Annotated in this window: 21 protein-coding genes; 14 read left to right on the forward strand and 7 right to left on the reverse strand. The window is 59.8% G+C overall.

From position 1 onward, the window contains the following. Positions 1-58: 58 nt before the first annotated feature. From sS8_RS16490 to proB, 7 genes are all read left to right on the forward strand, one after another. A complete protein-coding gene (locus sS8_RS16490) occupies positions 59-523 on the forward strand; it encodes a Uma2 family endonuclease (RefSeq protein ID WP_119630560.1) in 465 nt (154 codons plus the stop codon). 45 nt (positions 524-568) lie between these two features. Continuing rightward, the gene (gene fhcD / locus sS8_RS16495; protein WP_119630561.1) at positions 569-1,465 is read left to right on the forward strand and encodes a formylmethanofuran--tetrahydromethanopterin N-formyltransferase; all 897 of its coding nucleotides are present in this window, start codon (positions 569-571) and stop codon (positions 1,463-1,465) included. Beyond that, positions 1,462-2,274, forward strand: a complete 813-nt coding sequence (locus sS8_RS16500) for a formylmethanofuran dehydrogenase subunit C (protein WP_119630562.1) — start codon at positions 1,462-1,464, stop codon at positions 2,272-2,274. Before fhcD ends, sS8_RS16500 begins: the two co-directional genes overlap by 4 nt. 148 nt (positions 2,275-2,422) lie before the next feature. Further along, positions 2,423-2,734: a 50S ribosomal protein L21 gene (gene rplU, locus sS8_RS16505; protein WP_119632851.1), complete on the forward strand. Its 312-nt coding sequence runs from the start codon at positions 2,423-2,425 to the stop codon at positions 2,732-2,734. A gap of 21 nt (positions 2,735-2,755) precedes the next feature. After that, positions 2,756-3,019, forward strand: coding sequence for a 50S ribosomal protein L27 (gene rpmA, locus sS8_RS16510; protein WP_119630563.1), 264 nt, complete (start codon positions 2,756-2,758; stop codon positions 3,017-3,019). Positions 3,020-3,097: 78 nt separating this feature from the next. Continuing rightward, complete coding sequence (cgtA, locus tag sS8_RS16515) at positions 3,098-4,132, forward strand: Obg family GTPase CgtA (RefSeq protein WP_119630564.1); 1,035 nt, start codon at positions 3,098-3,100, stop codon at positions 4,130-4,132. After that, a complete protein-coding gene (gene proB / locus sS8_RS16520; protein ID WP_119630565.1) occupies positions 4,116-5,240 on the forward strand; it encodes a glutamate 5-kinase in 1,125 nt (374 codons plus the stop codon). Before cgtA ends, proB begins: the two co-directional genes overlap by 17 nt. 38 nt (positions 5,241-5,278) lie before the next feature. On the opposite strand, the gene rpsT is transcribed toward proB, so the two are convergent. Next, positions 5,279-5,557: a 30S ribosomal protein S20 gene (rpsT, locus tag sS8_RS16525; protein ID WP_119630566.1), complete on the reverse strand. Its 279-nt coding sequence runs from the start codon at positions 5,555-5,557 to the stop codon at positions 5,279-5,281. A 242-nt stretch (positions 5,558-5,799) separates the two neighbouring features. Here rpsT and murJ point away from each other — a divergent pair, with 242 nt between their 5' ends. The 5 genes from murJ to sS8_RS16550 all read left to right on the forward strand — a co-directional run bounded on the left by murJ (position 5,800) and on the right by sS8_RS16550 (position 13,079). Continuing rightward, positions 5,800-7,341 (forward strand): murein biosynthesis integral membrane protein MurJ, encoded by a 1,542-nt coding sequence (murJ, locus tag sS8_RS16530; RefSeq protein WP_331852293.1) that lies wholly within the window; start codon positions 5,800-5,802, stop codon positions 7,339-7,341. A gap of 16 nt (positions 7,342-7,357) precedes the next feature. Next, positions 7,358-8,314, forward strand: coding sequence for a bifunctional riboflavin kinase/FAD synthetase (ribF, locus tag sS8_RS16535; RefSeq protein ID WP_119630568.1), 957 nt, complete (start codon positions 7,358-7,360; stop codon positions 8,312-8,314). Further along, positions 8,311-11,130 carry an isoleucine--tRNA ligase gene (gene ileS, locus sS8_RS16540; protein WP_119630569.1) on the forward strand — a complete coding sequence of 940 codons (2,820 nt, stop codon included), beginning with the start codon at positions 8,311-8,313 and terminating at the stop codon, positions 11,128-11,130. The genes ribF and ileS overlap by 4 nt, the downstream gene beginning before the upstream one ends. Before the next feature lie 5 nt (positions 11,131-11,135). After that, positions 11,136-11,612 (forward strand): signal peptidase II, encoded by a 477-nt coding sequence (lspA, locus tag sS8_RS16545; protein ID WP_119630570.1) that lies wholly within the window; start codon positions 11,136-11,138, stop codon positions 11,610-11,612. A gap of 501 nt (positions 11,613-12,113) precedes the next feature. Beyond that, a complete protein-coding gene (locus tag sS8_RS16550) occupies positions 12,114-13,079 on the forward strand; it encodes an IS110 family RNA-guided transposase (protein WP_084161956.1) in 966 nt (321 codons plus the stop codon). 15 nt (positions 13,080-13,094) lie between these two features. On the opposite strand, the gene sS8_RS28205 is transcribed toward sS8_RS16550, so the two are convergent. Continuing rightward, positions 13,095-13,271 (reverse strand): hypothetical protein, encoded by a 177-nt coding sequence (locus sS8_RS28205; protein ID WP_170161119.1) that lies wholly within the window; start codon positions 13,269-13,271, stop codon positions 13,095-13,097. 34 nt (positions 13,272-13,305) lie between these two features. Here sS8_RS28205 and sS8_RS16555 point away from each other — a divergent pair, with 34 nt between their 5' ends. Beyond that, positions 13,306-13,743, forward strand: a complete 438-nt coding sequence (locus sS8_RS16555) for a nucleoside deaminase (RefSeq protein ID WP_119632852.1) — start codon at positions 13,306-13,308, stop codon at positions 13,741-13,743. On the opposite strand, the gene sS8_RS16560 is transcribed toward sS8_RS16555, so the two are convergent. After that, the gene (locus sS8_RS16560) at positions 13,740-14,975 is read right to left on the reverse strand and encodes a GNAT family N-acetyltransferase (protein WP_170161120.1); all 1,236 of its coding nucleotides are present in this window, start codon (positions 14,973-14,975) and stop codon (positions 13,740-13,742) included. The genes sS8_RS16555 and sS8_RS16560 overlap by 4 nt on opposite strands. Positions 14,976-15,837: 862 nt before the next feature. Here sS8_RS16560 and sS8_RS16570 point away from each other — a divergent pair. Then, positions 15,838-16,680, forward strand: a complete 843-nt coding sequence (locus tag sS8_RS16570; protein WP_119632853.1) for a cyclase family protein — start codon at positions 15,838-15,840, stop codon at positions 16,678-16,680. A 131-nt stretch (positions 16,681-16,811) separates the two neighbouring features. Here the strand turns inward: sS8_RS16570 and sS8_RS16575 are convergent, their stop codons facing one another. From sS8_RS16575 to sS8_RS16590, 4 genes are all read right to left on the reverse strand, one after another. Next, entirely contained in the window at positions 16,812-17,663 is an 852-nt protein-coding gene (locus tag sS8_RS16575; protein ID WP_119630573.1) for a methane monooxygenase/ammonia monooxygenase subunit C, read from the reverse strand. 66 nt (positions 17,664-17,729) lie between these two features. Then, positions 17,730-20,138, reverse strand: coding sequence for a SpoIIE family protein phosphatase (locus sS8_RS29255; RefSeq protein ID WP_119630574.1), 2,409 nt, complete (start codon positions 20,136-20,138; stop codon positions 17,730-17,732). Between the two features lie 160 nt (positions 20,139-20,298). Further along, positions 20,299-20,700 (reverse strand): anti-sigma regulatory factor, encoded by a 402-nt coding sequence (locus sS8_RS16585; RefSeq protein ID WP_119630575.1) that lies wholly within the window; start codon positions 20,698-20,700, stop codon positions 20,299-20,301. 287 nt (positions 20,701-20,987) lie between these two features. After that, positions 20,988-21,389 carry an HMA2 domain-containing protein gene (locus sS8_RS16590; RefSeq protein ID WP_119630576.1) on the reverse strand — a complete coding sequence of 134 codons (402 nt, stop codon included), beginning with the start codon at positions 21,387-21,389 and terminating at the stop codon, positions 20,988-20,990. Positions 21,390-22,032 lie beyond the last annotated feature (643 nt).

The raw sequence follows: 22,032 nt of genomic DNA on the forward strand, positions 1-22,032 counted from the left end.
TACTCGGGGATGCCCGGCGCGCGGTGATTGACTCGAAGCTCTCGAAGGAGGCACGGCCGTGAACTGGCAAGAAGTCTGCAACAACCCGATCCTGCGCGAACTGCCGTTCAAAATCGAGCTCAACGAATGGGGACAGGTGGTCATGAGTCCGGCATCCAATCGGCACGGCATCCTGCAGGGCCTTTTGATTCGGACCTTAAGCAAGGCACGTCAGGACGGCCTGGTGTTTCCGGAAAGTCCGGTCGAAACCGCCAAGGGCGTCAAGGTTCCGGATGTGGTTTGGATATCCGACCAATTTCTCCGCGAACACGGCGAACAAACACCATACCGCAAGGCACCCGAACTGTGCATCAAAGTTCTTTCTTCATCCAACGCCATGGACGAAATGAAGGAAAAGCGCGAACTCTATTTCGCCCGCGGCGCGCAAGAAGTCTGGCTATGCAACGAACAGGGCACGCTGACGTTCTACGACTGCGTTGGCCAAATTCTGCCTCTCGCCTGTTTCCAACCGTTAACGGCATAGAAACGGATTTCCTACACTAAAAACGAACGAGCCTCGAGGAGCTAAATGAACATCAACGGCGTCCAGATCGATGCGACTTTCGCCGAAGCCTTTCCGATGAGAGCCACACGGGTCATCATCACCGCTCAAAATCTGAAATGGGCCTATCATGCGGCCCAGGCCATGACGGGCTTCGCCACCTCTGTAATTGCCTGCGGTTGCGAAGCGGGTATCGAGCGCGAACTCGAGCCGAGCGAGACACCGGACGGACGGCCGGGTATCGCCGCGCTGATTTTCGCCATGGGCGGCAAAACCCTGGCCAAGCAGGTGGAAACCCGCGCCGGCCAGTGCGTGCTGACATCGCCCACCTCGGCGTTGTTCGCCGGCATCCGCGAAGGCGACAAAATCCCGCTGGGCAAGAACCTCCGCTTTTTCGGCGACGGATTCCAGATCGCCAAGCGTATCGGCGGCAAACGGTACTGGCGCGTCCCGGTCATGGACGGCGAGTTTCTCTGCGAAGACACCACCTGCACCGTTAAAGCCGTAGGCGGCGGCAACTTCCTGATCCTGGCGGAAAGCCAGCCGCAGGCCTTGGCCGCGTGCGAGGCCGCCATCGATGCCATGAAAAAAATCCCCAACGTCATCATGCCCTTTCCCGGCGGCGTCGTCCGATCCGGTTCGAAAGTCGGTTCGAAATACAAGGCCTTGTCGGCCTCGACCAACGACGCCTTCTGCCCCACGCTCAAGGGACAAACCAAGACGGATTTGAGCCCGGAAATCGAATCGGTCATGGAAATCGTTATCGACGGACTGACCGACGAAGACATCAAGAAGGCCATGCGGGTCGGCATCGAAGCGGCCTGCGGCCTTGGCGCGGAAAACGGCATCCGCCGCATCAGCGCGGGCAATTACGGCGGCAAATTGGGTCCTTTCCTCTTTCATCTCCAGGAGATCATGGCATGACGGCGCTTACCTTCACCCTGAAGGCCGAACTCAAACAGCGAGTCGACGTATCCCCTTTGATACCGGATCGACTCGCCGACAGAGCTTCCGACGAAATCGGCGCCGAGTTGCTGCAATACGGAAATCGGCAAGTCCGTGCCGACGAACTGTTTTCCATCGAAGGACAAGGTTCCGACCGCCTGGTCTTTCGCGGCAACGGCAAGCTCGACTATGTCGGCAGGGGCATGAGCCGAGGCGAAATCCTCATCGAAGGCGATGCCGGCAGTTATCTGGGCATGCAACTCAGGGGCGGACGCATCGAGGTGAGCGGCAGCGTCGACGCCTATGCCGCCTGCGAGATGAAAAACGGCGAAATCCTGATCCGCGGCAACGCCGGGGATTTTGTCGGCGCCTGCCTGCCCGGCAACAAGAAAGGCATGGCCGGCGGTGTGGTCATCATCAAGGGCAATGCCGGAGACCGGGTCGGCGACCATCTGCGGCGAGGCGCCATTCTGATCGAGGGCGACGCCGGAAGCTACCTGGGCTCCCGCATGACGGCGGGAACCATTGCCGTCCTCGGCAAAGTCGGCGACCACCTCGGCTATGCGATGAACCGGGGCACCGTGCTACTCGCCCAGATGCCCGGCTTCGTTCCGTCCACTTTCAACGATTGCGGCACCCACACGCTCGGTTTCATACCGCTGCTTCTGAAAGGTTTTGAAGGTTTGGATACCCGCTTCTCCGAGATGTCCGACACCCTCAAGCGGGTGCGGCGCTATGCCGGAGACATGTGCGGACTGGGCAAGGGCGAAATTCTGGTAGCTGTTTGAGAGCGCGTTTCATTGCGCGCGAGCGGCGAATCGACTCCGCTCCGGCAAGTTTGCTTCCGAACGGAAAAAGCCGGGCGGTTGACTCCTTTTGCTTTACACGGTTATCATTTCGCGTTTAAAAGAATTTTATGCGTTGGAGCCAAAAAAGATGTACGCGGTTATACAGACAGGCGGCAAGCAATATCGGGTGAAACAGGGCGACGTGGTCAAGGTCGAAACCCTGAATGCCGACGCCGGGCAGCAGATCGAATTCGACAAGGTATTGATGGTTCAGACGGATTCCGGCCTAAAGGTAGGCAAACCCTTCGTTGATGGCGGCAAAGTAACCGCGACCATCAAGGCCCACGGCCGTCATCCCAAAGTCAAAATCGTCAAGTTCCGTCGGCGTAAACATTACATGAAGCAGGCGGGTCACCGGCAGAATTACACGGAAATTCAGATCACCGACATTTCTGCCTAATCGAATTAGCGAGGAATCACGATGGCGCACAAGAAAGCAGGCGGCAGTTCACGCAATGGCCGCGATTCAGAATCCAAACGACTGGGCGTAAAACGCTTCGGGGGTCAGTTCGTACAAGCCGGCAGCATCATCGTCCGGCAGCGCGGCACCAAGTTCCACCCCGGCGAAAACGTAGGCTGCGGGAGAGACTACACGCTGTTCGCGCTGACCGACGGACACGTCCAATTCAAGGTGAAAGGCCCGTTCAAGCGCAAATACGTCAATATCGTTCAAAGCGAAGCCTAAGGATCGAAGCGGCATCATGAGCCGCTCTTAATTATCAGGAAGAAGCCTCGTCCGTGACGGGGCTTTTTTGTCATTACCATGAAATTTGTCGACGAAGCGGAAATTCGAGTTGAGGCGGGCGATGGCGGCAACGGCTGCGTCAGCTTCCGGCGCGAAAAATATATTCCTTTCGGCGGGCCCGACGGGGGTGACGGCGGCAATGGCGGCAGTGTCTACCTGGTCGCATCCACCAATCTCAATACCTTGGCCGATTTCCGATTTCACTCGCGATTTCGCGCCGAACGGGGACAAAACGGATCGGGCGGAAACTGTACCGGTCATTCCGGCGCCGACTGCATTGTACATGTACCTACCGGCACCGAGGTGTTCGACACCGAGACCGGTGAAAAGCTCGGCGACCTGACCAAGGAAGGCGAAAAATTGATGGTGGCCCAAGGCGGTTTTCACGGACTCGGCAATACCCGCTTCAAGAGCAGCGTCAATCGCGCACCACGCAAAGCCACCAACGGAACCCCCGGCGAACGGCGCACCCTGCGCCTGGAGCTGAAGCTCATCGCGGACGTCGGACTATTGGGCATGCCCAATGCCGGAAAATCCAGCTTGATTCGCAGCGTATCCGCCGCGCGCCCCAAGGTTGCGGATTACCCTTTTACGACCCTCTACCCTAACCTCGGCGTCGTGCGCGTCGATGATCAACGCAGCTTCGTCATGGCCGATATTCCCGGACTCATCGAGGGCGCATCGCACGGCGCGGGTCTCGGGCTACAGTTTCTCAAGCATCTTTCCCGCACCAGGTTGCTCCTCCACGTGGTTGACGTCGAACCTTACGAAACCCTGGAAGATCCCGTCACGGCGGCACAAAAAGTCATCGACGAGCTCCGCCAATGGGACCGGGAACTCGAGGAGAAACCGCGCTGGCTGGTTCTGAACAAAATCGATCGGCTCCCCGAGGACGCCGCCGAGCAGCGTTGTCGCGAGATCATCGACGGCCTTGCATGGACGGGCCCCGTTTTCCGGGTCTCCGCCGTCCGTGGCGACGGGCTCAAGAATTTGATCTACAGTGTCATGGAGTTCCTGGAGCAGGACCACTCAGAAGATGCAGAACAGGACTGACTTCACCCGTGCCCGCCGCATCATCGTCAAAATCGGCAGTTCCTTACTGACCGAAGGCGGACGCGGACTGGATATGCCCGCAATCAGCGATTGGGTGGGCCAAGTGGCCGCCCTGCGCCACCAAGGTAAAGAAATTCTCCTCGTCTCCTCGGGCTCGGTCGCCGAGGGAATGTGCCGACTAGGCTGGAAAGCCCGCCCGCACTCGCTGCACGCACTTCAGGCGGCTGCCGCCGTGGGGCAGATGGGATTAATTCAGACCTATGAGTCCCAGTTTCAACGGCACAATCTTCATACCGCGCAAGTTCTGCTGACCCACGACGACCTCTCGGACCGGCAGCGTTACCTTAACGCCCGAAGCACCCTGCTCACGCTGCTCGAACTGGGCGTGGTGCCGGTCATCAACGAAAACGATACGGTAGCGAACGAGGAAATCCGCTTCGGCGATAACGACACGCTCGCCGCCTTGGTGGCAAATCTTTTGGAAGCTGACCTTCTGATCATCCTGACCGATCAAAAGGGTCTTTACGAGCGAGATCCGACACTAGACCCCACGGCCCAACTGGTTCATCAGGCCAGCATCAATGATGCTCGCCTCGGCGAAATGGTAGGCGAGAGCCGCAGCGGTCTCGGGCGCGGCGGCATGATCACCAAACTGCGCGCCGCCCGACTGGCTTCCCGCTCCGGAACCGCAACCGTCGTCGCCAGCGGGCGCGAAGCGAACGTCATGGCGAGGGTGATCAGCGGCGAAGAACTGGGTACTTTCCTGGTTCCGGACGTATCCCCGATGCTTGCCCGCAAGCGCTGGCTGGCCGGGCAGCTCAAACTCAAGGGCAAACTGCACCTGGATGACGGCGCCGCTCGCGTGCTGAGAGAAGACGGCAAAAGCCTATTGCCCATAGGCGTAACCGCCGTGGACGGCGACTTCCACAGAGGCGACCTGGTCGCTTGCGTGGATATGTCGGGAAACGAGGTGGCTCGCGGGCTGGTGAATTACGGCGCAGACGAAACGCGGCTCATCATGCGCCAACCCAGCTCACGGATCGAGCAGCTACTCGGATACGTCGACGAACCCGAGCTGATTCATAGAGACAATCTGGTGCTGGCCTGAGAGGCAGGCGACGCCCGCCTCGCCTTTCCGCGAAAGGTTCAGGCGGATGCCCTGAGAGCCAGCGCTTTGACTCGGGCGTTGAGACGGCTCTTGCTGCGAGCAGCCTTGTTCTTGTGGATCAGGCCCTTGTTGACCGAAGAGTCGATGATGGGCACCGCGGCGCGGTATGCGGCCTGCGCCTGCTCCAAGTCGCCGGATTCCACCGCCAGAACGACCTTCTTGATGAAGGTCCGCAACCGGCTGCGTTGAGCCGCATTGTGGACGCGGTGTTTTTCCGATTGTTTGGCGCGTTTTTTTGCTGAAGCAATATTAGCCAAGGTGGAAACCTCTAGTCCTAATGGTTTTAAGCGAATTCGGTATTGTCTTCACAAGTAATTCAAGAGTCAATAGCCTAATACCGATCACGGCGCTCAACAGCCCGGACATTTTTTCCGGTAGGGCCGGTTGCGGGATGAAAATCAGCGGTATTGCCTCATCCGTGCCTTGGCCGTGTAAATTCCTTATACTACGGCCTTTTCTTCAACGAAAGCACTGGTCTTAGGCTCTGAGCAAGCATCTACTGAAATCCACGGCGGCCGTGGGCGGCATGACCTTCGTCTCCCGCCTGCTGGGGTTCGTTCGGGATATCGTCATTGCCCGCTATTTCGGCGCCGCCACCGGCACCGATGCTTTCTTCGTCGCCTTCCGGATCCCCAACCTGTTGCGCCGGCTTTTCGCCGAAGGCGCTTTCGCTCAGGCATTCGTGCCGGTACTGTCGGACTACAAGGAGCGCGCGGACCGAACGGAGCTCAAACGGTTCCTCGATCGAACGGCCGGCGGCTTGTCACTCGCCCTGTTCATCATCACTTTGGTCGGCATTTTCGCGGCGCCGGCCCTCATCATACTGTTTGCGCCCGGTTTCTATCGAAATGCCGGACAGTTCGAACTCACCGTGACGATGCTGCGCATCACCCTGCCGTATCTTTTCTTCATTTCGCTCACGGCATTCGCGGGAGCCATCCTCAATACCTGGGGACGTTTTGCCATACCCGCCTTCACCCCGGTGTTTCTGAATCTGGTGATGATCGCCGCCGCGATCTGGCTCGCCCCTCAGCTGTCGGAGCCGATTACCGCCCTGGCCTGGAGCGTGCTGATCGCCGGCGTCGTGCAGCTCGCCTTTCAAGTACCGGCGCTCCTCCGGGCCGGCGTGCTGCCGAGACCCCGCTACGGATTTCACGACCCCGGCGTACGCCGCATCATCAAAACCATAGGACCCGCGATTTTCGGGGCTTCGGTACCTCAGGTAAATCTTCTGGTCGACACCTTGATCGCCTCGTTTCTAGTCTCCGGGAGTGTATCCTGGCTTTATTACTCCGACCGCCTAGTGGAATTCCCATTGGGAATTTTCGGAGTCGCCATCGGCACCGTGATACTGCCTCATCTGTCAAAGAATCATGCGAACCGCGACCGGGACGGGTTTTCCCGTTCGCTTGACTGGGCTCTCCGCTGGGTAATCCTGATCGGCTTGCCGGCTACCCTGGGACTCGCGCTGCTGTCCGAACCGATGATCGCCACGCTTTTCCAATATGATCGGTTTTCCGCGCATGACGCCGAGATGGCCAGCCGGAGCCTGATGACTTACGCCATAGGGCTGACAGGTTTCATCGCGATCAAGGTGCTGATCCCGGGTTTCAGCTCGAGGCAAGACCTTCGGACTCCGGTCCGATATGGCGTTTATGCCATTCTCACCAATCTCGGCCTTAACCTTGCCCTGATCTTTCAGCTTGCCCCGATCGGCTGGGGTCACGCGGGCCTGGCGCTGGCGACCGCGCTGGCGGCTCTTCTCAACGCGGGACTGCTCCTGGCCAAGCTTTTGAAGGACCGCATTTACAGACCGGAACCGGGCTGGGGAATTTTTCTCCTGCGCGTGGCGCTCGCCGGCGGCGTCATGTCCCCGCTTCTGATCCATGCATCCAATGCCTATCCGTGGCAGCTCTGGTCACCGGGGGATCGAATTTCGCACCTCGCGCTATGGATACTACTGGGGTTTGCGGCTTATGTGTCGTGCCTGACCCTGACCGGGCTCCGTCCCCGGCACATGCTGGTTCCGGAAAGCACTTGAGTACCGGGGACCGTCCATGCACCTGATTCGAGGACTCGCCGATCTGAACCTTCCCGAGGGAGGCTGCGTTGCCACCATCGGCAATTTTGACGGCGTCCATATCGGCCACTGCCAAGTGATCGAAAGACTTGCCGAAGCCGGGCGAAGACTGGAATTGCCGGTCGTGGTCGTGCTTTTCGAACCGCAGCCTCGGGAGTATTTCTTTCCGAACGAAGCACCGGCCCGCCTGACCCGGCTACGCGAAAAACTGGCGCGCTTGGCGCAGCTGCCGGTCGACCAGGTATTGCTGCTCCGCTTCACCAGGGGTCTCGCCGATTTGCCGGCTGAAAGCTTTATCCAGAAGATCCTGCTTCAAGGGTTACGCATCAAACACCTGGTGGTGGGCGACGATTTCCGGTTCGGCAAAAACCGCCTCGGCAACTTCAGCCTATTGCGGCAGGCCGGGAGAGAATTCGGCTTCGCAGTGGTCGATACACCATCGGTATTGGTCGATGGACGGCGCGTGAGCAGCACCCTGATCCGCAAGGCCCTCGAGGCAGGCGATTTCGCTCGGGCAGGACGGCTCCTGGGACGCCCGTACTCGGTTTGCGGGCGGGTCATCCACGGCGCCAAGCGCGGCCGAACACTCGGTTTTCCCACGGCCAACATCCTGATGAGACGGAAAAACACTCCTGTCCAGGGGGTGTTTGCCGTTACAATGTGCGGAATAGGCGATCATCCGCTGCCGGGGGTTGCGAACGTGGGCATACGCCCGACCGTCGCGGGAGGACGTACGGTGCTCCTGGAAACCTATTTACTGGACTTCTCCGGAGATCTCTACGGAAAGCAGGTGGAAATCGTTTTCCACCGCAAACTCCGGGACGAAAAGCGCTTCAACGGCTTGGCCGAACTGCAGGTCCAGATCCAACGGGACGTCATGACCGCAAGAGGCTATTTCGCCACCTCAAATTCAACACCATCCTCTGGATCATGAGCACGGACTATAAATCGACTCTGAATTTACCCCGTACCGACTTTCCGATGAAGGCCAATCTGCCGCAGCGCGAGCCCGAGCAGATCGAACGCTGGCGCGGCATGGACCTGTACCGGAAGATTCGCGAAACTTTCCGTGGACGCTCCAAGTTCATTCTTCATGACGGCCCGCCTTACGCCAACGGCGAAATCCACATCGGCCATGCCGTAAACAAGGTGTTGAAGGACATCATCGTCAAAAGCAAGGGCTTGAACGGTTTCGACGCACCTTACGTGCCGGGCTGGGATTGCCACGGCCTGCCCATCGAGTTGATGGTGGAAAAGAAGATCGGCAAAGCCGGCGTCAAGGTCAACGCCTCCGATTTCCGCAAAGCCTGCCGCAGCTATGCGTCCGAGCAAGTGGACATCCAGCGGCGCGAGTTCATCCGGCTCGGCGTTTTCGGCGACTGGGAAAATCCGTACCTGAGCATGGATTTCCGCTTCGAGGCCGACATCCTGCGCGCTTTGGGCCGAATCTCCGTGCGCGGCCATCTGGTGAAAGGGGCAAAGCCGGTACATTGGTGTACCGATTGCGGCTCCGCGCTGGCCGAAGCCGAGGTCGAATACGAAAACAAGCGTTCAATCGCCATCGACGTGCGGTTCAGGGTGCTCGACGAAACCGCGCTGATCCAGCGTTGTCATTCGGTGCCGGGCCATCCGGGCGAAGGGCCGCTGTCGGTGGTCATCTGGACGACCACCCCCTGGACCCTTCCGGCCAACCAGGGCGTGGCGCTCAATCCGGAGTTCGATTACGCCGTGGTGCAATGTCCGGAGCCGACGGAACGGCTGGTCGTGGCCGAGGCCCTGATGAAAGATGTCATGATGCGCTGCGGCGTCGACGACTATCGCGTCGTGGCGTATTGCAAAGGCTCGGACCTCGAAGGATTGATGCTGCGGCATCCGTTTTACGAGCGGGAAGTACCGATCGTTCTCGGCGATCATGTGACGCTCGAGGCCGGTACCGGTGCGGTGCATACGGCGCCCGGCCATGGCCAGGAGGACTACGTCGTCGGTCAGCGCTATGGACTGCCGGTCGACAATCCGGTGGCGGACGACGGCAAGTTCCTGCCGAGCACGCCGCTGTTCGCCGGCGAACACGTGATGAACGCCAACGGCCATGTGGTCGAGGTGCTCAAGGAACGCGGCGCGCTGCTGCACGAAGCGCGCATCGAGCACAGCTATCCGCACTGTTGGCGGCACAAGACGCCGGTGATATTCAGAGCCACGCCGCAATGGTTCATCGCCATGGACAAGAATGACCTTCGCCACCAGGCACTGGAAGAAATCAAGAAAGTGCAATGGATACCCGACTGGGGACAGGCGCGTATCGAAGGCATGGTCGCCAACCGGCCCGACTGGTGCGTCTCCCGGCAGCGCAACTGGGGCGTGCCGATCGCCTTGTTCGTCCATCGCGAGACCGGCGCCCTGCACCCGCGTACCGAAGACCTGATCGAAGCGGTCGCGCAAAGAGTCGAAGAACGGGGGATTGACGCCTGGTTCGAGCTCGATCCCGTCGAATTGCTGGGCGAGGAGGCGGCTCAGTACCAGAAGATCAACGACACGCTGGATGTCTGGTTCGATTCCGGCGTCAGCCACTTTTGCGTGCTGGATCGGCGGGAAGACCTGCATGCCCCGGCCGATCTGTACCTCGAAGGCTCGGACCAGCATCGCGGCTGGTTCCAATCGTCCTTGCTCACCTCGGTCGCGATCCGCGACACCGCGCCGTATCGGCAGGTGCTGACCCACGGCTTCACCGTGGACGCGGAAGGCAAGAAAATGTCGAAATCCAGGGGCAATGTAGTAGCCCCGCAGAAAGTGGTGCAGAACCTCGGAGCCGACATCCTGAGACTCTGGGTCGCGGCCACCGACTACCGGGCCGAGATGAACGTCTCCGACGAGATTCTGAAGCGCACGGCAGACGTTTACCGGCGCTTGCGCAATACCGCCCGCTACCTGCTCGCCAACATGAACGGCTTCGATCCGGAGCGGCATTCGGTCGAGCCCGAAAAGATGCTGGCGCTCGACCGCTGGGCGGTGGACCGGGCTTTCCGTCTGCAGCAGGAAATCGTCGAAGCCTACGAGACCTACCAGTTCAACCTGGTCTACCAAAAAGTCCACAACTTTTGCTCCATCGACCTGGGCAGCTTCTATCTCGACGTGCTGAAGGACCGCCAGTACACCTGCCGCGAGGACAGCCTCCCGCGGCGATCGGCGCAGACCGCGATGTACCACATCGCCGAAGCCTTGACCCACTGGCTGGCACCCATCCTGAGCTTCACGGCCGATGAAATCTGGCGCCATCTGCCCGGCAAACGGAGCGATTCGGTGTTTCTGGAGACTTGGTACGAAGGCTTGTTCCCGCTGGACGAGCCCTCCCCGTTCGACCGCGAGTTCTGGGATTTCCTCCTCAAAGTCCGCGAGGCGGTGAGCAAGGAACTGGAGGTGCTGCGCGTGCGCGGCGAGATCGGCTCGTCCCTGGATGCCGAAGTCGAGCTTTACTGCAGTCAGCCGGTTTTCGAACGACTTGCCCCGATCGAAAGCGATCTCCGCTTCGTGTTCATCACGTCGTACGCGAACCTGCGGCCGGATGGCGCAAGCGATACGCTCCCGACGGGCATGGAAGGACTGGAGCTGAAAGTTCGAGCGTCGGACAAGCCCAAATGCGTACGCTGCTGGCATCACCGCGAGGACGTCGGCAAGCATGCCGATCATCCCGAGCTTTGCGGACGTTGCGTCGAAAACGTCGCGGGGCCGGGCGAAACCCGTCTTTACGCCTGACGCTTATGCTGCATTGGCTTTGGCTCTCCGCGCTGGTCGTCGGCCTGGACCAGCTCACCAAGCAGATGGTCGACCGCTCTATGGAACTGTACGAATCGGTCGGCCTACTGCCTTTTTTCCAGCTCACTTATTTGCGCAACGAGGGCGCGGCGTTCAGCTTTCTGAGTCAGGCCGGAGGCTGGCAGCGCTGGCTCTTCATCGGCCTGGCGGTCATTGCCAGCGGCGCGATCTGTTACTGGCTGAGCCGACTCGGCAAGAATCAGCGCTGGGAAGCCGCCGCCTGGGCGCTGGTGCTCGGCGGCGCGCTGGGCAACCTCATCGACCGGGTTATATACGGATACGTCATCGACTTTCTCGACGTGTTTTACGGGGAATGGCATTGGCCGCCCTTCAACGTCGCCGATTCGGCGATCACCATAGGCGTCGCGATGCTGCTTATCGACTCCCTGAGACCCCGGCAATCGACGGCCAGCCTGGTATAAGCGACACGGTCGTAGGTCGGCAATCCCTTGCCGACAAAGACGCTCGACCGGGCCGTGACGTCGGGAAAGGATTCCCGACCTACAAAGTGGCATGGCCGTAGGTCGGCAATCCCTTGCCGACGCAGACGCTCACCCGAGCCACGACGTCGGGAAAGGATTCCCGACCTACAAAGTGGCATGCCCGTAGGTCGGCAATCCCTTGCCGACAAAGACGCTCGATCAGACGCTCACCCGAGCCACGACGTCGGGAAAGGATTCCCGACCTTGTATTATGAATTCCGTGTGGTTCGGAAGGGGTTGGAGAAGACTCCCGACCGGTCACCACAGGCCTGGAGGGCGCTCCAGGTTTGAGCGACTGGATGCCGTTCCCGCCCTTGGGACACCAAGCCCGTTGCGTAGATCGATGCAGCAGTCGCTCACCCTCATCGAGCGATCGAACAGTATCTTCGGCCCGGCTTGCCGGCAGCCCGCATTCACAAGGTAGATCATTTGAGGTTCATGATGCCCACGTTTTATCTCGGAATTGATGTCGCCAAAGCCAAACTGGACTGCGCGTTACGCCTCCCCAACGGGAAGTTCCGAACCAAAGTCATCGCCAACTCCCAAGACGGGTTCGCCACCCTCGTCACTTGGCTCACCGGCCCAGAGGCACGGAATGTTCACGTGTGTATGGAAGCCACTGGGGTGTATTGGGAAGACGTCGCCCAGTGCTTGGCTACCCAAGGGTTCACTGTCAGCGTCATCAACCCTGCCCAAATCAAAGCCTATGCCGCTTCCCGCTTAACCCGGACCAAAACCGATGCCGTCGATGCGCGCCTCATCGCCGAATTTTGCGCCGAGCGCCATCCGCCTCCCTGGCAGGCGAGAAGCGAAGCCGAAATCGCCTTGCGCGCGCTCGTGTTGCGTCTGGATGCGTTGCAAGCCCTGCGGACCCAGGAAAGTAACCGCCTGGAGGTCGCCCGGGACGCGGTGCGCACCAACATTCAAGAACACCTGAATTGGCTCGATCAGCAGATCAAGAGCCTGATCAAAACCATCAATGAGCACATCGACTCTAACCCCGATCTGAAGGGGAAGCGCGAATTACTCGAGAGCATCCCCGGTATCGGGGAACGCACCATCGCCATTCTGCTCGCCTTCTATGCCGAGCCCAGCCGCTTCGCCAATAGCCGACAAGCCGTCGCCTTCGCCGGGCTCGACCCGCGCCGGCAGGAGTCCGGAACGAGCGTGAAAACCAAGCCGCGGCTGTCCAAGGTCGGCCATGCCTTCTTGCGCAAAGCCCTCTACATGCCAGCCATGGTGATCCTGTATAAGACCGCTTGGGGCCAGCCCTTCAAGAACCGGCTCGCGCTCTCGGGCAAGCCCGCCAAGCTCATCATCGGTGCCATGATGCGCAAGCTCCTCCAGGTCGCTTTCGGCGTCCTCAAGTCCGGAAAACCCTTCGATCCAGCACTCCATGGCACTTGACCCGGATAACAGTATCTACAAAGTGGCATGGCCGTAGGTCGGCAATCCCTTGCCGACGCAGACGCTCACCCGAGCCACGACGTCGGGAAAGGATTCCCGACCTTGTATTTGATCCAGAAAGATCTGTGGCCGGACCAGCATTCCGGGCACCGCACCGCTGAAAGTGCCGGGAAAGCCCGAATACCGCCCCATTGACCGTTTTTTCGTCGACCCATGGAGCAAGCGCGTGGACAAATTCATGCAAGCCGCTTTCGAAGAAGCCGAGCAAGGACTGCAAACCGGGGGCATACCGATCGGATCGGTACTGGTGCACCGGGATCGCATCATCGGCCGCGGGCACAACCTGCGCGTGCAGCAGGGCAGCCCCATCCTGCACGCGGAAACGGATGCCTTGGCGAATGCCGGGCGACAGCCCGCGGCGGTTTACCGGGAGTGTACGCTTTACACCACGCTGTCGCCCTGCATCATGTGTACGGGTGCGATCCTGCTTTATCGGATTCCCAGGGTCGTGATCGGCGAGCACCAGACGTTTCTGGGCGAAGAGGAGCTGCTGAGGCTGCGCGGTGTCTCGGTCGAAGTACGCAACGATTCCGCCTGTATTCGCCTCATGTCCCGCTTCATAGAGACTCACCCGGAGCTGTGGCGGGAAGACATCGGCGTCTAAAACGCGGACATCCGGCGTATTCGCCACGGAAGCGCTTGCATCACCCGGTGAAAGCGGCGCGACACGATTTCGCTGACGCCGCCGCGTACCGCGACAACGTAGCGGTGTAGCGGCAGGGGTTCCGTTCGCATGCTCAGCGGCAGAGCGGCTGCCTCGACGGCGCAGCTGTCCAGCCATTCGATGTCCTTGCCGAGGAGGTCGCCGTCGTCGTGCAGTCGAACGATGCCCTCCTGGTCCAGCAGAAAGCCCGGACCGCACCGGGCATACACAGGATCTTCGTCGTACGCCATTTTGAACCCGAAGCATCCGGGATGCGCGAGGAAGGCGCTGCGCGCCGCGACCAGCCGATCGCCGACCCTTAGAGTGAGCAGCGACAGGCGCTTACGACGGTGCGCTTCTTTGAGAATGGCCTTGGCGATCTCCGAGCCGTTCGGCATCGAGGCCATGGAGGTGCCGATTTTGCCCTTCCATTGGCTGGATTCCAGGGCGATGAACTCGTTCAGGAGACGGTCGATGTCCTCCGACTCGTCGACATCGGCGACCCTTACCGGCCCGAGATCCTCGAGCAGGCGGCGCAGGCGCTTGAGATGCCTGCGCCGTTTCCCGGAAAGTACGCGGGAGAAATAAGCCTCGGCATCGGTTTGGCGGCGGTAAAGATGGGATTCATGCATGTCCGGCACATGGCACAAGCGCCGGTCCTCGGCACGCCAGCGCTCGACCCCGTCGATGATTCCGCTTCCGCCGGGCAGGTCGTCCAGGACGAGGATCTTCGGAGCGTGCCTTTCAGCCACCAGCCAACGGCCGAGAGTCGCCAGGGCATTGGCCACCGCGCCGGAGCGGAGAAGCGGCGTGCGGCGCAGTGTCCAACGATAGGAATCCCGCCACGGGCACAGGCAGTGAACGGGGCATAGCGGGTGGAGAAGTTTCTGCTCGAACGGGAAAAAACCGATCAGAGTGTCGTGCGCTCCCGAGCCGTCGTCGTTGGTTCCGTGAACGAGCAGAAGGCGCAATCTGCGTTTCCGGTCCGAAGCGCCCAGCAAAGGCAGAAAACACCACGGTTCGTAGAACGGATTAGGGTGCACCGCGTTCTCCGCCAAATCCTCGATAGCCTCGCTACAGCATTCGATACCCTCGATCGTGTCGACGACGGCGACGGAACCCCGGGGTGGATTCCCGAACGAAAACCTGGTCTGCCGGACAGGGCCGGGCTCGGATCGAACAGCCTGGTTCATTGGCATGCTTCCATTCTCCCAATGTTGTTTCTCGGCCCGCCTCGCGGCGTCCCGTTACGCGCGAAAGTCCGCACCGGGCAGGTTTCTGCGCAGTCGTTCAGTGGTTTGGACAAATTGACGGCTTAGACGCGAGGGTGCCGCCCGTTTTTGAAAAAAACCGCGGGATGATATCGCGTTGCCGCCCAGGAGATACGATTCGACGGAGCCGGCTCGGTGCCGGAAATGCGTGATGTCTGGTTCATGGAATCCCTTCCCAAAAACGTCAAGAATGTCGGTTCAAAATACCCTGCCGATGGGGCCGGAATTGACCGCCGATCAAGGCGTAGGTCGGCCATCCCTTGCCGACGCCTGCGTGTCAGGCCCACTTGGACGGAGTTCAGGACGGGCTCGCGCCCGGGTTGCTCTCGATGCCTCTCGTACAGCCGCCATCAACATCCAAGTTCGCCGGAGGCCGTTCGTGGCACGGACGGCGGCATGCGGGGCCGAGTCAGGCCGTTCGATGTCCACCGTGCTCTCTCATCATAATGTAGGCCAGGCCCTGGTGTTAATGAGAAAAAATGGATTTTGGGCGCCGGGAGCGATGGGCGTGTCGCCTTCGAGCCTTTTGGCGGCCTCGCGGTACCGGATCCACACCGCGAAAGAGGCTAGCCCGTGTGACGCCTTAAGGAAGCTCTGATTAATTCTCCAAATCAGAGAAACCACCTGTCCAACTGATTGATCCAACAGGCCCTCACCCAACCCTCTCCCAGAGGGAGAGGGCTTATTCAGAGCTTCCTTAACGTAGAAATAATGGGTTCTAGGTAAAATGACGTCAAGAGGCAGTCGGAAACCATCATCGAGGTGCCTGTCCATGGATTATTTCATGCGATTCGTTTTCAAACCGAACACTTCCCGGCTCGAGCGCCTGGCCCGCACAACCCTGTTGACGGCGGCGCTGGTTTCGGCGACGGGTTGCGCCACGCAGCAGGATCCGTGGCTCACGGGGCGCTGGGTGGATCTCACCCATTCCTTTTCCGCGGCGACCGTCTACTGGCCGACGTCGACACCCTTCCGCCTGGAGCCGGTGTTCGTCGGGACCACCGCAAAGGGCTATCACTACGAAGCCTACGAATTCCGGGCGGCGGAACATGGCGGCACGCATCTGGACGCCCCGAACCACTTTTCCGACAACGCTCCCGCGGTCGATCAGATTCCGCTCGACCGGCTGATCGGTCCCGCCGTGGTGATCGACGTCTCGTCCAAGGCCGTGGAAAATCGCGAGTACCGGGCGAGTCTCGACGATCTTGCAGCCTGGGAGAAAGACCACGGAAAGATTCCCGAACAAGCGATCGTGCTGGTGCGTACGGGCTATGACCGGTTCTGGCCGGACCCGGCCCGCTATCTGGGCACTGCCGAACGGGGTGAGGCGGCGGTGGCGAAGCTCCACTTCCCCGGCCTGGACCCGGACGCGGCACGCTGGCTGGTCGAACAGCGCCGCGTCAAGGCTGTCGGGCTGGATACGGCGAGCATAGATTACGGGCAATCGTCGCATTTCGAGACCCATCGGATCCTGTCACAGAAGCGTATTCCGATCTTCGAAAACGTTGCCCGGCTAGGGGAATTGCCGGCGGCCGGCGCCATAGTGATGGCCTTGCCGATGAAGATCGAAGGCGGCAGCGGTGCGCCGCTTCGGATCATTGCGTGGGTACCTGAAAAAGACCGGTGAAGCGTTTTCTGATCGAGCGTCTTTGTCGGCAAGGGATTGCCGACCTACGGGCATGCCACTTTGTAGGTCGGGAATCCTTTCCCGACGCTGCGGGCCCGGGTGAGCGTCTTTGTCGGCAAGGGATTGCCGACCTACGGGCATGCCACTTTGTAGATGCTGGAGAAAACCTGCAGCAAGACGCCGCTGATGGACAACGCAAACCAGGCGAAGACCACGAAGCCATAGTGCAGCGGCGCGACGAACACCTCTTCCATGAACCAGAAGGTGTGCCCCCATTCGTTGTAGCCGACGTTCGGCAAAAGCGTGAACGGACCGACCACGGAAAACAGGTAGGGCACGGACAGGCCCTTGGCGAAATACGGCAGGCGCGTCTTCGCGTACAGAAAAGCCCCCCAGCCGGTGATAATGTAAACCGGGTAGCTGAGATAGAACACGATGATGTGATTGGGCGTGAAGTCGGTGTCGCGCACCACGGTTTGATGCCAGGTCGCGTCCTGTTCGGTGAAGAAACTCGTTCCCCAGTAAAAAGCGAAACCGTAGGCGGCCAGCCAGATCAGGTGGGTCATGTTCCGGCGCAATTCTTCGCGCGGGGTCAGCGTCACCACCGCGCGGTCCCGGGTCTTCCACAGCAGTTCCCGCGCGGCCGCGCCCCGCGCCCTGGACAATACGGTTTCGGTCGCGATGAAGTGAGCCCAGTAATTTTCCAGATTTCTGTCCCGGCTCCGCCATAACCAGCCCCACAAAAGGGCGGCCACGACCGTTTCCACCACGATTTCCGCATAGAAGAGATTCATCCAGTAAGTCTCGAACTCCGGCGCAAAAGCGTCGAGCCCGGTCGACCATGCATAAGCGCCTTCGTACCAGCGGGCCGAGAGATATAGCGTCGCATAGCCCGCCAGGACAAGTAAGAGACGCCTGAAGCTGAACAAGGGCGGTTCTTTAACACCGGAAGCCTCGGTTCCGGTTTCGGTCGGTGCGGACACAATTCACCTCTTCCGCAGGTCGAAAGCCATTCATTGGACCCCGCCATTCGCAAAACACTCCCTTGTTCAAAGCGCTTTCAGCACCACCAAGGAAATATCGTCGTCGAAGGAGCGGCCCTGGCGGAACGCTCCGAGTTCGTCGACGATGATCCGGATGAGCTCTTCGGGGGAGCTTTGAGCATGTCCGACGACAAGCTCGCACAATCGCGACTCGCCGAAAAACTCTCCTTGCCTGTTCTGGGCTTCGGTTATCCCGTCGGTATACAGAAGCACCATATCGCCTTCGTTCAGGGAGAGCGCTTTCTCTTCGAACGTCACGCCTTTCTTTACGCCCAGGATGAGCCCTTCGGCGTCCAATTCGAGACAGCTCCGCTCGCCTCTCCGCAGCAGCAGCGGACGGTTGTGCCCGGCATTGGCGTAGCGGATGCGGCGGGTGCCCGAGTGATAGCTCAGGTAGAACATGGAGATGAAAAAGCTGGCGCGGTTCAAATCTTCGAACAGGAGATCGTTCAGAACCGACAGGGTTTTTCTTGCGCCGTTGCGGAGTTTCGCCGCACCCTTCGCCATCCAGTCGGTTCCCATCTTCAGGGTGCTGCGGGTTTCGGCCATGATCAGAGCCGCGCCCACCGAGTGCCCGGAAACATCGGCGATCACGATGTCGACCCCTTCCTCGGTGGCGAAATAATCGAAATAATCGCCGCCGACGTGAACCGCCGGCAGGCAATACCCCGCCACCAGCGCGCCCTTCATCCGCAGCGGGACGCTCGGCAGCAGCGACAGCTGGATCTGTCTTGCGATTTCCATTTCGTGGCGCTCTTCTTCGATGCGCCGCATCGCGGTGACATCGGTCTGGGTGCCGATGAAATGCGTCAGCCGGCCGTGATCGTCTCTCACCGGAGAGATGAACAGCTCGTTCCAAAACGGCGTGCCGTCCTTCCGGTAATTTTTCAGCGTCAGGTGGCAATCGCGCTGTTCCCGCATCGCCTTCCGAATTTCCTCGATCGCCTGCGGATCGGTCTCCGGCCCTTGCAGAAAGCGGGGATTCCACCCGATGACCTCGTCCCGGCTGCGGCCCGTCATCTGAACGAATGCGGGATTGGCGTAGATGATGGGATTCCCCGGCCGATAGGGATCGGTGATGATGATACCCACGCTGGAAGCCTCGATGGCCCGGTCCCGAAGTCTCAGGGCGTCCTCGAAACGTTTGCGTTCGGTGACGTTGTGATCCACCCCGCGCCATTTCAGCAATCGGCCCCGTCGGTCGAAGACCGGAATGCCGGTGGATTCGGTAAAGACCTCACGGCCGTTCTTATGCCGATAGCGGTTGATCAGGCGAACGAAAGATTCCTGGCGGCCGGCCGGTTCCTGTGCCGGGGTCCCGGAGGATTCCAGGTCTTCCGGGAAGAAAAGCTCGTAATAGGGCTTTCCGACGATCTCCTCGGCTCGGTAGCCGAGAATATGGTGCACCGCGGCGCTGGAATAGGTGTAACAGCCCTTCGCGTCCTGCTCCCAGATCCATTCGCTGGCCATGTCGACAATCTGGCGGAAGCGGGCTTCGCTTTCCCGCAAAGACTCTTCGGCGGTTCTGCTTTCGGTGATGTCCTCGATCATGTCGACGGCGAATTGCAGTTCGCCACTGAATCCGTAAGTTCCGGAAACGATCTTGCGGACCCATACCACCGTGCGGTCTTTCCGGACAAAGCGTTTTTCCAGCCGATAGTGCCTATAGCGTCCTTCGACCAGGCCCTTGAACCGCTGCACGCTGATCTCGAAGTCTTCCGGGTAGCTCAGTTCGAAAATAACCCGGTTGTGCAGCTCTTCGGCGTCGAATCCCAGCATGTCCTGAAAGGCACTGTTGCATTCCCGAATCCTTCCGTTTTCGTCCAGCAGTGCGATGCCGATGCCGGCTCGTTCGAAAACCGCCCGGAACCGTGCCTCGCTTTCCCTGAGGGCGATTTCGGTCAGCTTTCGCTCGGCGATTTCGCCGCGCAGGGTCGCCCCGGTCGTAGCCAGCGCCGAAGTTTGTGCCTGCACCCGTTTTTCCAGTTCCAGGAAGCCCTGGCGCGAGGTTTCCGCGGTTTGCCTCAGTTCGGCAATCGTGCGGTCCTGTTTTTGCTTGAGTTCGATCAGGCGTCGGTTGGTCCGCTCCAAACTTTCGTTGAGCAGGCGCATTCGGGTTATGACGTCACCGCCGCGCGATGATCTCTCGAAAGGCGCCAGAGCCTCTCGAAAGAACTCCTCCGCCTGCAGTTCGACATCGACGCCTTCTTCGGTTTCAATGGCTCGTGCAGCAAGGTCTTTGAGTGCCGCGTGATGCGCCGCTTCCAGCGCCGGGAGGCCGAAATTCTCCGCGATGGCCCGGCGTCCCAGCCGATAGGCCCGGAGTAACGGATGACCCTCCACGCCGGCCGAATAGTCCCGCAATGCCGCAGAGTATTGCGCTGCGAGCTCACGCTCGACTGATTCTTCATTCATGGCCTGTCTCCAAGACGCAGCCGTACGGCGCCGGGCCGAAAACGCCGCGTCTTTGCGGGGCAGAAAAAGACTCGCCCGGCTAATTGGACTCGCCGACCGCCGGCCAATTCAATTCGTCCGCATCGTTCGGTGTGAGCGGCACCCGCGCATCGGCTTCGATCTAGCGTACCCACTTCTTCATGGTTACGGTCGTGCCTTTCCCGACTTCGGACACGATATCGAACTCGTCCATAAGCCGCTTGGCCCCCGCCAGCCCCAAGCCGGCGCCTCCGCTGGTGGAATAGCCTTCCTGCATGGCCAGTGCGACGTCCGGAATGCCGGGGCCATCGTCGCGGGCGACGATGAGGATGCCCTGACCACCGTTTTTTTGGGTTTTACTCAGAACGACTTCGCCCTTTCCGGCGTACTGAAGGATGTTGAGCGCCACCTCGGAGATGGCCATGGCGATGAAACTTTGCTCGACCGACCAGAAGCCCAGCTCCGCGGCCAACAGCCGTGCCTGCTGGCGGGCGATCAGGATTTGTGACTCCGAATCGATCGGTACGCGTATTCTGTCGGTCATGAACGCGACCGTCCGTCCCCTGCATCATTCATATGTCGCGAAGCACTCCTCCGAGCCTTATTCCGTGTTCGGAAAACCTTGATCCCAAGGGCCGGCGCTCGGATCATCGTCCGCTATTCTACTCGGCAATACCAGCACCCTCAGAGCCTCAGCCCAAGATACACCGGCTGCTGTCCGGAAACGACAAGGTAGGTAATCCGGTCGAATCATGCGAACAGCGGCTCCTACATTCAGCCATCCGCGGGCCGACCCGGAAAGCTCGTACCGAAGCCAATCCTGCAAGTGTGCTACCCGCGGGAAATCAGAGCCGCCAATACAAAGCCTGCAATGATGTTTCCGGCGATGCTCACAATAAGCTCCCGGGTGAAAAAGGCCTGCGGCTGCATTTTGCCGAGCTTTGGATTCTTGTGCTTGGCCGTGATCTCAATGGTTCCGGTGGAGATGTTCCGGGCGATGGCCCGGATTCGTTCGATGACTTCCGTTTCGGTATGCAGGGCGGGGTGATATTTGATCAGGACGGTTCCGGTGGTTATGTTCGGTTCGGCATGGTAGATCCCCTTGGCCTTGACATCCCCGAGCAGGCTATGCTTGAGCAGCTCGGCCATGGTCCTTTTGTTTCTGATCAGCGGGATTCGGACGCGGATTCGGGCAGGAACCTTGTTGTGAACAATGGCAACCGTTTCGGGCATCGTACGCCTCTCGAGCCGGAGTGAAAGTCCATGGCATTTTTAAGATACTCTGATCTTTCAGACAGAAAAACCCGCGAGGAATGCCGCAGCATGTTGAAGGGGATTACGAACGGGTTCGGTTCGAAGGCATGCCGTCGTCGCGGGAAAGCTGCCGGCACGGTAGTCGGCGCTCAGGGTTCGGCGGGCAGAAAAAAGCCGGGGTATCTAACCCCGGCTTTTCAGGTGCGCATGGCGCGAATATTTGCTCATCGTTTTTCCTTACGGTTCAACCGGTCGTAGTTCTTCAGGCAAAACCGGATGGCTCCGCCGGTGGTACCGAAAAAGACCAGTGCCAAGAATATTTCAACGCTCGTCATAGTGATTTCCCCTCTTTTCAAGACGACCAAACAACCGATTAGTATCAGTATCGTCGCGAACGTTCCTTTTGTTGAATAAGACTTTCTTATGAAAAAGATTAGATAATTTAATAAACAGTCATGAATGAAATATAAGTAACGCTATTGTTTCCATTTCAGAAACGACAAGGAAAGCGGGGCCTAGCGAGCGGGACGGAAGTCATCGTCACCGATGACGGAGGGACGATCGCGGCGGCACGGTCGTAGGTCGGCAATCCTTTGCCGACGCAGACGCTCGCTCGGGGCGT

It is taken from the genome of Methylocaldum marinum, assembly GCF_003584645.1.
GTDB classification, from domain to species: Bacteria; Pseudomonadota; Gammaproteobacteria; order Methylococcales; family Methylococcaceae; genus Methylocaldum; species Methylocaldum marinum.

Bases quoted from the DNA above. Each gene is read 5' to 3' on its own strand.
- cgtA (WP_119630564.1), top strand. From the start codon at position 3,098: ATGAAATTTGTCGACGAAGCGGAAATTCGAGTTGAGGCGGGCGATGGC.
- sS8_RS16590 (WP_119630576.1), bottom strand. From the start codon at position 21,389: ATGCCCGAAACGGTTGCCATTGTTCACAACAAGGTTCCTGCCCGAATC.
- sS8_RS16570 (WP_119632853.1), top strand. From the start codon at position 15,838: ATGCGATTCGTTTTCAAACCGAACACTTCCCGGCTCGAGCGCCTGGCC.
- proB (WP_119630565.1), top strand. From the start codon at position 4,116: ATGCAGAACAGGACTGACTTCACCCGTGCCCGCCGCATCATCGTCAAA.
- sS8_RS16550 (WP_084161956.1), top strand. From the start codon at position 12,114: ATGCCCACGTTTTATCTCGGAATTGATGTCGCCAAAGCCAAACTGGAC.
- ribF (WP_119630568.1), top strand. From the start codon at position 7,358: ATGCACCTGATTCGAGGACTCGCCGATCTGAACCTTCCCGAGGGAGGC.
- sS8_RS16560 (WP_170161120.1), bottom strand. From the start codon at position 14,975: ATGAACCAGGCTGTTCGATCCGAGCCCGGCCCTGTCCGGCAGACCAGG.
- fhcD (WP_119630561.1), top strand. From the start codon at position 569: ATGAACATCAACGGCGTCCAGATCGATGCGACTTTCGCCGAAGCCTTT.
- sS8_RS28205 (WP_170161119.1), bottom strand. From the start codon at position 13,271: ATGGGGCGGTATTCGGGCTTTCCCGGCACTTTCAGCGGTGCGGTGCCC.
- sS8_RS16585 (WP_119630575.1), bottom strand. From the start codon at position 20,700: ATGACCGACAGAATACGCGTACCGATCGATTCGGAGTCACAAATCCTG.
- rpmA (WP_119630563.1), top strand. From the start codon at position 2,756: ATGGCGCACAAGAAAGCAGGCGGCAGTTCACGCAATGGCCGCGATTCA.
- lspA (WP_119630570.1), top strand. From the start codon at position 11,136: ATGCTGCATTGGCTTTGGCTCTCCGCGCTGGTCGTCGGCCTGGACCAG.
- rplU (WP_119632851.1), top strand. From the start codon at position 2,423: ATGTACGCGGTTATACAGACAGGCGGCAAGCAATATCGGGTGAAACAG.
- sS8_RS16500 (WP_119630562.1), top strand. From the start codon at position 1,462: ATGACGGCGCTTACCTTCACCCTGAAGGCCGAACTCAAACAGCGAGTC.
- ileS (WP_119630569.1), top strand. From the start codon at position 8,311: ATGAGCACGGACTATAAATCGACTCTGAATTTACCCCGTACCGACTTT.
- sS8_RS29255 (WP_119630574.1), bottom strand. From the start codon at position 20,138: ATGAATGAAGAATCAGTCGAGCGTGAGCTCGCAGCGCAATACTCTGCG.